Below are 14,788 nucleotides of genomic sequence, written 5' to 3'. Positions count from 1 at the left end.
TACCACCTTTCGTTAGAGTTTTTGGGAAAACACTACTTCGATAAGGGATATGGTATTACCTTTAGTTATTTTTTGCCTAAAATACCAAAGAATAATTATCCAAAAGAATAGACTATTTTTGTACAAAACTTACGTAACTAAGACTATTTAAAATATAGATAATCACATAATAGTTATATTTTGTAATACGTAAGTAAAGATTAAAAAAAAGCATTAAGTCGCATTTTTCGTATATTATGCAATAGAAGTTAATTATGTAATTCTGAGAGGAGTATAATAAATGAGTTTAGGATTCATAGGCTATGGCAGATACAAGGAAGAAGATGATGAATACGTAATATACGAATATTCAGGAGAAAATTGGAATGCTTTATTTGATAAGGGCGACAGGTTACTGTATGATGGATTAATCATCATTGAGAAGAATGTCCTTAAGGAAAATGTATTAGGAAAAGCAATTGAAGAAGGAAGAGTAAAAATAATAAAAGAATGTAAAAATGCATTCAATCGTGCAGGTATAGAATTCGATTATTTGGCTTTACGCATCCTTGTACAGATTTTTAGAGACTATGAAGAAAAAGGAGAGATACCAGAAAAAGTAGCTTTTATTCAATAGTGTTGTGGATGGTAATATCAAACTCTTTAGCTTAACTATTGATAAATTTTGAGTCACTTGAATTATAGAATATCGTATAGGTTATTTATTTAATTGTTTAAAGGTGTGTGGGTTAGTAGGAAGTGGTTAGGGGGTTACTACAGATAACATACTATTTTCAGACAGTTCACAAAAATCATGTGAATCGTCGTAATATAGTAAGGACGTTGAACTAAACCGCTAAAGCGGTGGCTTGAAAACCAAGGGGGTTACGTCATATATGTGCTTCTGTTTAAGTTTTAAGGGAATACTAAATTAAAACCATTAAAGAGTAGTATTTCCAGTGATTGAAATAGCAGATATATTTAATAATTATGGACAAGAGTATACAGATTCACACAAATTATCAACACAAGAATATAAACCTATAGGAGCCATTGGAGCTTGTAGGACTTCTGCTTTAGGAGGTCATGTAGATGAGTGCGATGAATGTGGTCATTTGAGAATATCATATAACTCTTGCAGAAACAGACATTGTCCTAAGTGTCAAAGCTTAGCTAAAGAGAAATGGCTAGACGCAAGAAATAGAGACCTACTTCCAATAGAATATTATCATGTGGTATTTACAGTACCTAATGAACTTAATGATTTAGTATTAAGGAATAAAAAAGAAATATATTCTATGCTTTTTAAAACTAGTTCAGAGACTTTAAAGGAACTTTCACAAGATCCTAAATACCTTGGTACAGAAATAGGATTTATTTCAATTTTACATACGTGGGAGCAAAATCTTATGGACCATCCACATGTGCATTGTATTGTAACTGGTGGAGGCTTATCATTAGATAAATCTAAATGGATTGCGTCTAGAAAAGGATTTTTTATTCCAGTAAAAGTAATATCTAGACTATTTAAAGGAAAGTTTCTTCACTATTTAAAAGAGATATATTTCAGTAAAAAATTAAAGTTTGTTGGACTAATAAGAGAGTTAGAAAAATACAATAGATTTCAAATATTGTTAGACAAGCTTTATGAAAAAGAGTGGATAGTATATGCTAAGAAGCCGTTTAGAAGACCTCAATATGTTATTCAATATCTTGGACGTTACACCCATAGAATAGCAATATCTAACAATAGAATTATCAAACTTGAAAATAGAGCTGTCACCTTCAAATGGAGAGATTCTAAGGATAGCAATAAAAATAAGCTTATGACTTTAGATGCATTTGAGTTTATGAGAAGATTTTTACTACATATATTGCCGCGCAGATTTGTCAAGATAAGACACTATGGAATTTTAAGTAATAAGAATAGGAAAACAAAATTAAAATCATGTAAAGAATTACTTGGCGTAGCCAGAGATGATACAGATTATATAAAAGAAGAAACGTGGGTTGAACAGCTGATTAGACTAAAGGAATAGATTATAGTAAATGTCCATGTTGCAAGAAAGGAACGATGATCAAAAAATGAGAGTTACAACCTAAATGTTGTTCGCCACCTGAAATTAAGGGTGTTGTAGCTTAATAAAAAAATAAATGGGGGAAAGTCCGTAGGAGGACTATGTCCATTTTTAATAGAAGTGGTAAATATTATGTAAAACACCATTTTAGAAAGAAGGAAAAGAAACATAAAAACTATAAGAATATGGTTGGTTTGAGAAAAAATTTAGAGTTTCATAAAAAATAAAACAAAAAAATGTTTATTGAAAACCCATAGTGTATTGGCAACGCGGCTTCGTACAACAAGTTTGTTTCCAAAATTTCAAAATAAAATAATAATGGGTAATTTTTTATGCTATAAACTTCGGAAACAAATCTAACCGTTACCCGACTTCCACACTAAGATTTTACAAAATAAAATAAAAACGGGAGGTATTATGTCTGATTTTTTAACAGATTGGTTTAAATGGTTTGAGAAAGGAATAGAAGGATTAGATCAAAGCTCTAAAGAAAAAATTTTCTCTGAATGTGGTCAGAATTGTGTGAAAAGAGGAGTAGCACAAATGTATAAGAGATTCTATCGGGAGTCAGGTAGAAATTTAGATCAATTTTTCTTGGATTTATCTAAAAATGGATATGGCAAAGGATACATAGTAGAGCCTGGGAAAAAATACGAAATGTCTTTTTCTAGTTGTTCTTGTGAGTTACATAAGCAAGGGTATGTAAATTCTGATTGCATCTGCGAATGCTCGAGACAAAGCATTATTTATGTTATGAAATCTATTAAGCCAGATACAGAGATAGAGATTGAGAAAATAACAACAATACTTAGTGGTGATAAAGAATGTCGTTTTCGGATTAATCTAAACACATAAAGTTAAACGTGTGAAACTTCATCTAACACCCTAGTTCGCTACATGCCGGTCTTTGGATTGAGTGTTGCTCAGATATGGAGTGTTAGATGTTAAGTTATTATGGTTTAGTATTGGAGATGGCACGATTGCGAACTGCGGGATCGTTAGACAAAATTTTATTTATATTTTAAGTTTTGGGTAAAATCATTAAGGGGGAGCTTGGTTGAAAAAGTTATTTTGTATTTTAGTTATCTTTATTTTAATATTTTGTAGTGTAAGTGAAGTATTGGCTGGCGATATTTTTTTTCGCTTAATGCATGGAGATCAAGATGCTCTTGTTATTGGGAAGATAACTGGCCATAAAGGAAGTAAATATACTGTTGAATTGATACATGTTGTAAGTGGAGAACTTAATAAAAAAACAATAACAGTAATTTCAGATTTTAAATATAGATTTTTAGAAATTGATCCTAATATTGAAGATTATTGTGTATTGTCTTTAGATAAGAGTATATGGAGCTATAAAATTAAATGGGGTTCCTATAAAGTAAATTCAGATAATTATAAAACTTTAAAGTTTATAAAGACAGGACTTTCTCATAGTGCAAAGGCAGATTTAACAGCATTGGAGTGGTATATAAATAGTGATGGAAAAGAAAGCGATTTTTATTTTGAAGGAACTAAAGTATACTTAAGACGAAAAAATGGTGATTCAATAATTATATATCCAGTGGAAGATAAAAAAATAGCTCTATTAATATAGAAGACATATCTAATGAAGATAGACCGATTGAACAAAAGACTAATTATACTTACATCATAGTAATTATAGTGCTCGCAATAAATATTTTAATTGCTTTAAAAAAAGACAATGTTAGGAAAAAATGACTCTCTCTCTCTAACATACATGCACCTCTATCCTAGAAAGTATGGTATCATAAGAGGGAAAAGGAATATTCTATAAATTTTGAAAGAAAATAATAGGGGCGGTTGTATAACCGTCTTTTACAATATAAGGAGGATTTTTTATGAAACATAGTGAGGCATTAGAGTATATACATTCAACCTACAAATTTGGAAGTAAGTTAGGTCTTCATAATATAAATTACTTATTAGATTTAATGGGAAATCCTCATGAGAATTTAAAGGTTATTCATGTGGCAGGAACTAATGGAAAGGGATCTACATCTAATTATATAGCTACTGTTTTAAAGGAAGCTGGTTACAAGGTAGGATTATTTACTTCTCCTTATTTAGAAGAATTTGAAGAGAGAATAAGGATTAATGGAGAAAATATTCCAAAGGATAGACTTGGACAAGTTACTAGTAAGGTTAAAGATTGTGTAGATAAAATGCTAGAGGCGGGAGAAAGCCATCCTACTGAATTTGAAGTAGTAACGGCCATAGGATTTGAATATTTTAAAGAAGAAGATGCTGATTTTGTAGTCCTTGAAGTAGGTATGGGAGGAAGACTTGATTCCACTAATGTGGTGAAAAAGCCTCTAGTATCTGTTATAACTCCAATAGCCCTAGATCACACTAATTTCCTAGGAAATACTATAGAAAAAATTGCCTTTGAAAAGGCTGGAATTATAAAGGCAGAATGTCCCGTTGTTTCTTATCCTCAGGAAGTGGGAGCTATTCAAGTAATAAAGGATATTTGTACGGAGAAAAATTCTAAGTTATATGAAGTACATGTGGATAAGGTAAATATTAAAGAAACTAATGAATATGGACAAATTTTTGATTTCTTAGGGTATGAAGATATACATATAAAAATGCTAGGGGCCCACCAATGTAATAACGCAGTAGTGGCCATAGAGGTATTAGAAATACTTAATAGGGATTATAAATTTAACATAGATAAAAAGCATATATATGAAGGTCTTAAAAAATCTGTATGGCCTGGGAGAATTGAAATACTAAAGAATGATCCAACCATAATCATAGATGGAGCTCATAATTATCATGGAATAAAAAGTCTTAGTAATTTAATAAGGAATAATTTTAAAGATAAAAATATAATACTAGGATTAGGAATATTAGGAGATAAGGATGTGGAACCTATGGTTTCTGAAATTGCTCCTTTGGCTTCTAAGATAGTTATAACAGAACCTAATAATCCAAGAAGGATGAAGGCGGAGGATTTAGGTGAAATAGTTAAAAAATATTGTAGTCATATATATATTGAAAAGGATATAAAAGATGCTGCTAAAAAGGTAATGGACATAAGTGATAAAGAAGATATAATTTTATTTGCAGGTTCTTTATACATGATAGGGGAGGTACGAAGCCTATTAAAATAAGGCATATCCAAAAAATAAATTAGTTTATTTCTTTCATATGCCTAAGAGGAGAATACATATGTTAAATAGGGATTTTATTAGACAATTTGCACATGTTATATCGGAAGGTTTCATATTTATAGATTCTAAAGGAACCATAGAACTTTATAATGACAAGGCTAAGAGTATATTTGGAATACTTAATAATTCTAGTATTAGTCATGATTCTGGCAAAATAGAAAAGGGAGATATAGTAATAATTGTGGATAATTCCCTTGGGAAAGATGATGGCTATTTATCTAGGAAGGATCTAGGGAAAATAGGTATTAAAGATGAAAAAATAACCAGTGGAAGTGCTTTTATAGGTATTGGAAAATATGAAGAAAATGACTCTCAATACATTTATGAAAAGAATAGGGAAAATTTAGAAGTGTTAAATTTGAAAGAAGAATTTCACGGGTTAGATATAGAGTGTGAAATTGACTTTTTAGATAAGTATGTAAATATTATAGTGAATAAAATGGAATTTAAACTATCTTATATTTATGCCATAGGCCATATGGTAGTTATAGATCCTATAAGTCATAAGGTGAAGTTTTGTCAAAATAGGGGATATACGGCAAAGGGTGAAAGTGTAAAAGAACTTTTAGATGGTAAGAAATTCTTAGGTAAAGGAAAAAATCAGCAATCCTTTTCTGTAATAGGTAAAAACATCTATGATGTACATGAATCACCATTGATAGATAAATTTTATAAAGTGGCTCAAGGAGAAAAAATAACCTATAAAAATAAATCTATAGAAATAAATGGAATTCCTACTAGGTGTAGCATATATCCAATAGATTATGAAAATAAGCCATCAGGGGCAGCTCTTAAGGTTGAGGACACATCCCTTATTAAGAAAATAATGAAGGAAAGGGATGAAGCCATTGATAATCTAGAGCGAATGGAAAGGGTACTATATAAGACAAAGGATATGTATGATAATTTTTCCCATATTATTGGTCATAGTAAAAAAATGAATCATGTAAAGAGGTTGATACATAGGGGGTCACAAACTAATTCTACAGTTCTTTTGTTAGGAGAAAGTGGAACGGGAAAGAGTTTGCTTGCAAAACTCATCCATAAAAATGGAAATAGGAAAAGTAAACCATTTATTCATGTGAATTGTGCTTCTATTCCAGAACAGTTACTAGAAAGTGAGCTCTTTGGATATGAATCAGGAGCTTTTACAGGAGCTAACAGGGAAGGTAAAAAAGGGTATTTTCAGCTTGCTGAAGATGGAACCATATTTTTAGACGAAATAGGTGAAATGCCAAAGGTTATGCAATCAAAGCTATTGAAAGCCTTACAGGAAAGGACCTTTTATAGGGTTGGTGGAACTGTTGAACTAGAAATTAAGGCCCGTATAATTTGTGCTACTAATAAGGTCTTAGAAGAAGAGATAAAAAAGGGAACCTTTAGGGAAGATCTATATTATAGAATAAATGTGTTTCCCATATATATTCCTCCCCTCAGGGAGCGAAAAGAGGATATAAATGAGTTGGTTAAAGGGATGTTACCAAATATATGTGGCAGATTAAATGTTAATGTTAAAAAGCTATCTTCTAAGGCCATGTATGATTTAGCTGAATATGATTGGCCGGGAAATATAAGGGAACTTGAAAATGTATTAGAAAGGGCTGTTAATGTAACAGAGGGAAGTATAATACATGAATATAATTTATTTCTTAGAAATAACAAAAATAACAATGAGAAAGAGTTTGTTGTAAAGACTTTAAAGGATCATATGAATGAGGCGGAAAAACATATCCTAGTGGAGACCATAAAGGTTTGCAAGGGGGATAAGAAAAAAGCCATGGAAGCTTTAAATATTAAAAAAACAAGTTTTTATGATAAATTAAAGAAATATAATATCTAATAGTTCGTAAAAACGGAATGATTCCGTTTATATGAACTATTTTTTTTGTATTCACATAATAATTCCGAAAAAACGGAAATCAAATATATAGAGTACTACAAATGCTGAAAAAAGGCCAACCCTAACATGGCATGAATTTTGCAAATTAGTTATACTATAAAAATTAAAGGGGAGGTTATTTAATTATGTTTAATGGGGAAAAGAATTTTATATTTCATGGAAGTGATACGGTCAAGTTAGCTAATAAATATGGTACCCCTTTATATGTAGTGTCAGAGGACCATATAATAGATAGATGTACAGAAATTAAGGAAAGTTTTTTAAATAAATATGAAAATACAAGAGCTGTGTATGCCTCAAAGGCCTTTTTAACAAAGGAAATGTGTAAGATAGTATCTAGGGAAGGTATTGGAATAGACGTAGTATCTGGAGGAGAAATATACACGGCCATGAAGGCTGGCTTTCCTATGGAAAATGTAATATTTCATGGAAACAATAAAACTATAGATGAAATAGAGTTAGGAATAGAGACTAATGTGGGAAGATTTGTAGTTGATAATTTGTATGAATTAGAATTATTAAACGCATTGGCGGCTGAAAAAAATAAAGTTATGAATATTTTATTTAGAATAACTCCTGGAGTTGATAGTTACACCCATGAGTATATATCCACAGGACAAGTTGATTCTAAATTTGGAATACCTCTTAAAGAAGAAATATTATTTGAAGCTATTAACATGGCCATGGATATGGAATATATAAATCTTTTAGGATTCCATTTCCATGTGGGATCTCAGCTATTTGAAAATACATCTCACCTTATGGCTTTAGATATTTTATTAGAATTAATAAGGAATGTAGGGGAAAAGGTAGAATTCGAAACGAAAGAATTAAATGTGGGGGGAGGTTTTGGAATAAGATATACAAAGGAGGATAATCCTAAGCCTCTTAGTTATTTTATAGATCCTATTATGGAAAGAATTCAAGATAAATGTGAAGAGTTTAATTTAGAAAGACCAAAGATAATAATTGAACCAGGTAGATGGATTATAGGAGAAGCGGGAATTACCCTATATACAATAGGAGGCATAAAGGAAATTCCTAATGTGAGAACATATATAGGAATAGACGGAGGCCTTCCAGATAATCCAAGGCCTGCCCTATATAGGGCTTCATATGATGGGGTAGTGGCTAATAGAATGGATGAGGAATTAGTTAATAAGGTAACTATTGCTGGGAAATGCTGTGAATCAGGAGATATATTAATAAGAGATTTAGAAGTACCTGAGATAGAACCAGGAGATATTTTAGCGGTTAAAAGTACAGGTGCCTATAATTATTCCATGGCTAGTAATTATAATATGATTCCTAGACCGCCAGTAGTCATGATTAAGGATGGGGTAGATAGGTTAGTAATCAGAAGGGAAACCTATGATGATATATTATCTAGGGAAGTGATATAGTTTTATGATGGTAAAAAAGTAGCAAATGTATGCTATAATTTATAGTAAACTATAAACTAGCTTTATGTGAGCCTACTTCAGGAAACTATTGAAAATTTTTTCCATTGAAGTCCTTGTCACAAGCCAAAGTGTGAATCTTCGTAGTCAGGTTCATGGATCATGTTGGAGTAGCATATGCTGTTGTGACGTTCCTCAATTTCAAAAATTTTCAATAGTTTCCCTTGTAGGCAAGTTACGGTATAAAGAAAGCTTAGTGTTACGAAATTTATATAGAATTGAAATAGAGGTGTTTTTATGAAATTTACAAAGATGCAAGCAGCAGGTAACGATTTCATATTAATAAATGGATTTGAATATGAAATAGATGATTATAATGGTCTAGCTAAAAAAGTATGTGATCGTCATTTTGGTATAGGTGCAGATGGTCTTATGGTATGTAAGGATAGTAATGTGGCGGATATAGAAATGAGATATTATAACTCAGATGGATCTAGGGGAGAGATGTGTGGTAATGGTATAAGATGTTTCTCTAAATTCATATATGACAATAATATTTTAAAAAAGGAATATTTTAAAGTGGAGACATTAGGTGGAATAAAGACCATATGGATAGATGAAACTGATGGGATCACCAACACTATAAAGGTAGATATGGAAAGGGCCATATTTGAAGCGCAAAAAGTTCCTGTAAATATGGGCACTCATAGGGTAATAGAAGAAAAAATTTCATTAGATGGAAAAGATATGGTCATATCTTCTATTTTAGTGGGAGTACCCCATACGGTTATTATAGTAGAAGATTTAAAGAATACATTAGTAAATGAACTTGGAAGAAAAATAGAAAATCTAGATATATTTCCTAGGAAAACTAATGTGAATTTTATAGAAATATTAGACAGAAATACTATTAATATAGCCACTTGGGAAAGGGGTGCTGGAAGGACCCTAGGTTGTGGAACTGGTTCTTGTGCCTCTGTAGTAATAGGTCACCTGCTAGGTAAATTAGATGAGAAGGTTTTGGTTAATACGGAAGGAGGAAAACTCACTGTAGAGATTGGATCTGACTATGAAATATACATGACAGGGGATGCCAATACTATTTGTATAGGACAACTTAAAATATAATATCATAAATTGGAATCTCCATTCATATAATTGAGTATGAGTGGAGGTTTTTTTATATGAAATTAATTAGATTTAGGCCTTATAAGAAATACACAGATGAAAAATTAATTTCACATATACAAGAGGCATTTAGAAAGATAAGGTGTTATGAAAATTTAGAAGAAAATATGGTTATTTGTGATGAAATGATATACGAAGCAAAAATAAGAAATTTAAAATGTGGAAAAGAGACATTGTATAAAAATATATTAGAGGGAGATGGCCTGTGATTAAAAGCCATCTCTTTCTTATTCTGTATATTTTTTTATAATAGGGAAGCCTTGTATGATTCTAATGCCTTTGATAATTGATCTGGGCATGATGTGGTCTTATTTCCACAGGGAATTCCCCTTAGCTTTTCTATGGCCACATCCACATCTGTTCCTATAAGTAGACTCGTTATACCAGTTAAGCTTCCAGGACAACCTCCATGGAATTTTACATTTTTTATAGTGTTATCTTCCACATGAAATTCAATTTCCTTTGCACATGTTCCTACTGTCTTGTATATGTTCATCATAATCCTCCTAACAAATATTGTTCATTTTAAAAATTAAATACAAAAGTGATTTTAATATATTTAAAGGAAAAAATCAATATGAATTCACATAAGAGAAAGTTATGCATAAAATGATATAAAGTAAAGGCATTGATCTTAGGGGTGAAGGAATGGGGGAGAATTTTAAAAACTTAGGGTTTGTAGCAAATATGGGTGAGGACAGCATATCTGTAGTAAATTTAGACATGTTTCATGAGAAAGAAAAGATAAACTTATATAGTTATTATCTGACTACCATAGGGAAAAAGTCATTTATAGGACCCCATGATGCTGTACTAGACTATAATAATAAGTACTTATATATAACAAATTCTCATGATTCTAGCGTAAGTGTTGTGGATTTAATTCAAAATAAGGTTGTGAAAAGCTTTGCCGTAGGAAGTTGCCCCAGTCATATAGCCATTTGCAAGAAAAAAAGAGCCATATATGTGTCTAATTCAGATTCCAATTCCCTATCCATATTAGACATGGATAGGGGGGAGTTGCTTACACAAATACCTACAGGAAATATGCCACACCTTATAAAATTAAGTAAGGATAAGGAAAAATTGTATGTATTAAACCTAGGATCAGATAACATGACAATTATAGACACTAATGTTAATGATACGGAAAAAACTATACCAGTGAACGGAAATCCTTATCATATGACCTTAAACAAGGGGGGGGATACTTTATTTATAGTAAACACTAGTTTTTCAAATATGGAAGGTGGCAGTATTACATTATTAGATACAAAGGAATATGAAATAATGGACAAAATTAGAGTGGGAAAAATGCCAATAGAAGCCATACTAGATAAGCATGAAGAAAATCTTTATATAACAGATTCTGAATTAAACGCTGTTAATGTACTTAGTATAAGGGAAAAAAAATTAGTAGATAGAATATATGTGGGAAGGATGCCTGGTAGTATAAGTTTTACTTCAAACTATAAACATTTATTAGTTAGTAATGTACAAGATAATACCTTATCTATAATAGAAATAGATAAATATAGAAGAAAAGTAATTAAAACCATAGAAGTAGGAAAAGAACCAAATTGTATAGTGGCCATATAAGTTAAAAAAACAGTTTATATAAACTGTTTTTTCTAATTTTAAATTATTAAATTTATTATGGAACCATACAAATTAGATGCATCACTTTTCCATTTTTCGCAGATTTGTTTTGCCTGCTTGTTAGATGCCACACTTATCTTTAGATCTATTAGGGTAATATCATTTTCTACAACTTTTAGATCAACTATATATTCCTTGTCATTCTTTTTTATATAATCTGCAGAAATTTGTGTTTCCTTTAGCCAAAGATGTCTTCTTTTGGAAATATCCTTGTTCAATTTATTTATAAGAGATTCTCCCAATCTTTCTTTAAAATAATCTAGGGTTTTTTTACCTTTTTCCGTAATTAAGTAAAAGAAAGTATTTTCACTTTGGGTATGTTCTATCATTCCTATTTTAACTAAATCTGATAAAAATTGCTGGAACATGAAATAATTCATATAATCATTTTCCATTACAAACTCAGTGAGCTGAGTATTAGTCAAGGGCACTGAGAAAGAATCAAGAACGTATAACAAAACAAGTTTGTGATTTGCCAGTTCTTTAGTATTATTACATAACATATAAACACCTACTCTTTAGAAGTTTAGAATACGTACAAAAACATGACTGCATATATTCTAAAATAAAAGTTTAATATACTATATAATTATACAAAAAAAAAAGCAAATTAAAAAGTAGTCTTGCGTGAAAAAGTTCATAATAATTAAGGGAATTGTTGAATAATCATATGGAAATAATAAAAATAAAAGGAATATGGAAAACCATATTCCTTTTCACACTAAATTTAATTTATTACATTTTTCCTGATAAGTTTCTCTCAGCTGTCTCAACTAATTTCTTAGTCATATATCCGCCAACATAACCATTTTGTCTTGAAGTTAAATTACCCTTGTCAATTGATTCATAGTTTGCTAATCCAAGTTCACTTGCTATTTCAGCCTTCATTTGATTTAAAGCCATTCTTGCTTCTGGAACTACAGCTCTATTTCCTCTTGACATAATTTTCCCTCCTGTTTTTAGTGTGTGTTTTTTCAACATATTATTATGTTGTATTAATAATTTAACCATTTTGTAAATCAAATATGATAGTATATTATGTTATCATGTATAATATATGGTGGAATATAAAAAAACAGAAAAAATTGTATAACATTTAAAGGGGAGGACAAAAAATGAAGCCAATGAAAAAGATTATTTTTTTAATTTTGCTACCCATATTAATATTTGCAGCTTGTGGGACAAAGGATATGAAAGCAGAAGTGAAGGAAGAACAAATGGAAAATAGTGCTACAACAGAAGAAAAGGTAGTAGAAAATAAAGAAGAAAAAGAAAGTATTGTGGAGAAAAAGGAAATAGATTTAGAAAAGATTAAGCCAAATGAATTAGGACAAGTTATGGTTTTAATGTACCACAGTATATCAGAACCAGAGGCAGAATTTACTAGAACGCCAGATGGTTTAAGAAAAGATTTAGAGTATATGTATGAAAATGGATATAGGCCAGTAAGCTTAAATGATTATGCTACAGGTAATATAAGTGTAGAAGCTGGATTTACTCCTATAGTAATAACCTTTGACGATGGATGGGAAAATAATTTTAGTATTATAGAAAAGGAAAATGGAGAATTTGAAATAGATCCTAATTGTGCTGTTGCCATATTAGAAGACTTTAATAAGAAACATGAAGATTTCCCATTGGAAGTTACATTTTTCGTAAATGACAACACTCCCTTTGGACAAGATAAATACCTAGAATATAAGTTAAACTATATTGTAGATAAGGGAATGGATATTGGAAATCATACTGCAACCCATGTAAATTTCACTAATGTAGACCCTGAAAGAATACAAAAGGAAATTGCTGGCATTGTAAAAATGGTTAAAAAGTATGTGCCAGATTATGAAGTAAATACAATGGCTCTACCCTTTGGATCAAGACCTAAAAACAAGGAATTATATAAGTATCTAGAAAAGGGAGAATATGATGGGGTTAAATATGAAAATATTGCCATATTAAATGTGGGATGGGATCCATATAAGTCTCCTTATCATTCTAAATTTAATCCTTTAGCAATCCACCGAGTTAGGGCTAGTGATTTACAAAAGTATGTGGATGGTGTTGGAATGTATGACTGGTTTAAACATTTTGAAAAGGGAAATAGGACAAGATATATTTCTGATGGAGACAAGGACATAATCACAATTCCAAAGAACTATGAAGATGTATTAGATAAAAGTAAAATTAAAGATAAAGAAATAAGAACTTATGAAGTGAATAAAGAGAAAAAATAATAAAAAGGGTATGTGAATTTCAAGAAAACTCAATAATTCAGCAGGGTGATAAAGTTTGAAAAAGTGGTTTTGAAGGATATGTTGCTACACGCACCACATGTGGAGTGCTGTGTGTCGCTAAAGAGAAAATAATATGTATTAATAGTTTTTTAACTATATTATGCAGGTATGTAGGAAAACCTAATTTAAGGAAAGGTCAATTAAAGAAAAGATGAAGTCTTACAAGAATTATATGTAAGACTTCATCTTTTACTTATATTTCAGAAGAACGTGAAGAAGTTGCTATATAATATAAATATGATACTTCTGGACATATGTATTAGAATATTGATATTTTAAATAAAAGCGCTTCAAAACTCTACGGAGCGTTTATTGAAAAAATACCTATTTCAAGTTATTCTTTATAGGTGGGGGTGATTACATGGATTGTATTAAGGCTGGAAAATTAATTTTAAGCCTTCGCAAAGAAAAGAATATGACTCAGAAAGAAATTGCGGACGCTCTAAATATTAGCGACAAAACCATATCAAAATGGGAACGTGGTTTAGGTTGTCCAGATATATCTTTAATTAATGAGCTTTCCAATATTTTAGGTGTAAATGTTGAAAAATTATTAATAGGTGATTTGTCTCCTAATAGTAAAGATACAGGTAATTTAAAACATATTAAATTTTATGTATGCTCAAACTGTGGAGATATTATATATAGTACTGGTAGACCAGATATTTCATGTTGTGGTAGAAAACTTGTACCTTTAGTTTATAAAGAACATGATAAAGAACATAAAATAACTATTGATGAAATTGAGAATGATTATTATATCACTATTAACCATGAGATGACTAAAAATCATTATATTTCGTTTGTTGCTTATGTGTCTTTTGACCAAGTACTATTAGTAAAACTATATCCGGAACAGAATGCAGAGATTCGTATTCCAAAACGAAAAAAAGGGAAGATATATGTATATTGTAGTAAGCATGGATTATGGAGGAAGGAGAATAAATAGAAATGAATACAAATTTTAATCCTATAGATATTCAAACATGGTCTCGTGGGCAAATGTTTCACTATTTTTCAGTAATGGCACCAACTAGTTATTCTATTACGGTTGAATTGGATATAACGAATTTTAAAAATTCTCTTAAAC

General features: G+C 30.6%; 16 protein-coding genes. 13 read left to right on the top strand and 3 right to left on the bottom strand.

Annotated features, from left to right (window positions below):
- Positions 1 to 280 precede the first annotated feature (280 nt).
- From N4A57_RS07910 to N4A57_RS07870, 9 genes are all read left to right on the top strand, one after another.
- Positions 281 to 616, top strand: a complete 336-nt coding sequence (locus tag N4A57_RS07910; RefSeq protein WP_293657376.1) for a hypothetical protein — start codon at positions 281 to 283, stop codon at positions 614 to 616.
- Between the two features lie 322 nt (positions 617 to 938).
- Positions 939 to 2,018, top strand: a complete 1,080-nt coding sequence (locus tag N4A57_RS07905; protein ID WP_293657375.1) for an IS91 family transposase — start codon at positions 939 to 941, stop codon at positions 2,016 to 2,018.
- A 456-nt stretch (positions 2,019 to 2,474) separates the two neighbouring features.
- Positions 2,475 to 2,912 (top strand): hypothetical protein, encoded by a 438-nt coding sequence (locus N4A57_RS07900; RefSeq protein ID WP_293657373.1) that lies wholly within the window; start codon positions 2,475 to 2,477, stop codon positions 2,910 to 2,912.
- Positions 2,913 to 3,114: 202 nt separating this feature from the next.
- Positions 3,115 to 3,654 (top strand): hypothetical protein, encoded by a 540-nt coding sequence (locus tag N4A57_RS07895; RefSeq protein WP_293657371.1) that lies wholly within the window; start codon positions 3,115 to 3,117, stop codon positions 3,652 to 3,654.
- Between the two features lie 265 nt (positions 3,655 to 3,919).
- Positions 3,920 to 5,197 carry a bifunctional folylpolyglutamate synthase/dihydrofolate synthase gene (locus tag N4A57_RS07890; protein WP_293657369.1) on the top strand — a complete coding sequence of 426 codons (1,278 nt, stop codon included), beginning with the start codon at positions 3,920 to 3,922 and terminating at the stop codon, positions 5,195 to 5,197.
- Positions 5,198 to 5,255: 58 nt separating this feature from the next.
- Positions 5,256 to 7,097 carry a sigma-54 interaction domain-containing protein gene (locus N4A57_RS07885; protein WP_293657367.1) on the top strand — a complete coding sequence of 614 codons (1,842 nt, stop codon included), beginning with the start codon at positions 5,256 to 5,258 and terminating at the stop codon, positions 7,095 to 7,097.
- A 185-nt stretch (positions 7,098 to 7,282) separates the two neighbouring features.
- A complete protein-coding gene (lysA, locus tag N4A57_RS07880) occupies positions 7,283 to 8,560 on the top strand; it encodes a diaminopimelate decarboxylase (RefSeq protein ID WP_293657365.1) in 1,278 nt (425 codons plus the stop codon).
- Between the two features lie 294 nt (positions 8,561 to 8,854).
- The gene (dapF, locus tag N4A57_RS07875) at positions 8,855 to 9,685 is read left to right on the top strand and encodes a diaminopimelate epimerase (protein ID WP_293657363.1); all 831 of its coding nucleotides are present in this window, start codon (positions 8,855 to 8,857) and stop codon (positions 9,683 to 9,685) included.
- Between the two features lie 56 nt (positions 9,686 to 9,741).
- The gene (locus N4A57_RS07870; protein ID WP_293657362.1) at positions 9,742 to 9,954 is read left to right on the top strand and encodes a hypothetical protein; all 213 of its coding nucleotides are present in this window, start codon (positions 9,742 to 9,744) and stop codon (positions 9,952 to 9,954) included.
- A gap of 35 nt (positions 9,955 to 9,989) precedes the next feature.
- Here N4A57_RS07870 and N4A57_RS07865 read toward each other — a convergent pair whose 3' ends face one another.
- Entirely contained in the window at positions 9,990 to 10,241 is a 252-nt protein-coding gene (locus tag N4A57_RS07865; RefSeq protein WP_293657360.1) for a TIGR03905 family TSCPD domain-containing protein, read from the bottom strand.
- A gap of 152 nt (positions 10,242 to 10,393) precedes the next feature.
- Here N4A57_RS07865 and N4A57_RS07860 point away from each other — a divergent pair, with 152 nt between their 5' ends.
- Complete coding sequence (locus N4A57_RS07860) at positions 10,394 to 11,344, top strand: YncE family protein (protein WP_293657359.1); 951 nt, start codon at positions 10,394 to 10,396, stop codon at positions 11,342 to 11,344.
- A gap of 38 nt (positions 11,345 to 11,382) precedes the next feature.
- Here the strand turns inward: N4A57_RS07860 and N4A57_RS07855 are convergent, their stop codons facing one another.
- Both N4A57_RS07855 and N4A57_RS07850 read right to left on the bottom strand, forming a co-directional pair.
- On the bottom strand, positions 11,383 to 11,907 hold the full coding sequence (locus N4A57_RS07855) for a DUF4364 family protein (protein WP_293657357.1): 525 nt from the start codon (positions 11,905 to 11,907) through the stop codon (positions 11,383 to 11,385).
- 232 nt (positions 11,908 to 12,139) lie between these two features.
- Entirely contained in the window at positions 12,140 to 12,346 is a 207-nt protein-coding gene (locus N4A57_RS07850; protein WP_293657356.1) for an alpha/beta-type small acid-soluble spore protein, read from the bottom strand.
- 173 nt (positions 12,347 to 12,519) lie between these two features.
- Between N4A57_RS07850 and N4A57_RS07845 the strand changes: the two genes are divergently transcribed.
- The 3 genes from N4A57_RS07845 to N4A57_RS18650 all read left to right on the top strand — a co-directional run.
- Complete coding sequence (locus tag N4A57_RS07845) at positions 12,520 to 13,638, top strand: polysaccharide deacetylase family protein (protein WP_293657355.1); 1,119 nt, start codon at positions 12,520 to 12,522, stop codon at positions 13,636 to 13,638.
- A gap of 421 nt (positions 13,639 to 14,059) precedes the next feature.
- A complete protein-coding gene (locus N4A57_RS07840) occupies positions 14,060 to 14,647 on the top strand; it encodes a helix-turn-helix domain-containing protein (protein ID WP_293657353.1) in 588 nt (195 codons plus the stop codon).
- 2 nt (positions 14,648 to 14,649) lie between these two features.
- The coding region (locus N4A57_RS18650) for a CatA-like O-acetyltransferase (protein WP_293657378.1) at positions 14,650 to 14,788 on the top strand (139 nt) is incomplete at its 3' end.

The sequence above is a fragment of the Anaeromicrobium sp. genome (assembly GCF_025210435.1).
Classification (GTDB): Bacteria; Bacillota; Clostridia; order Peptostreptococcales; family Thermotaleaceae; genus Anaeromicrobium.
Note: the sequence above shows the minus strand (reverse complement) of the source record. Positions and strands in the feature narration are given on the sequence as shown.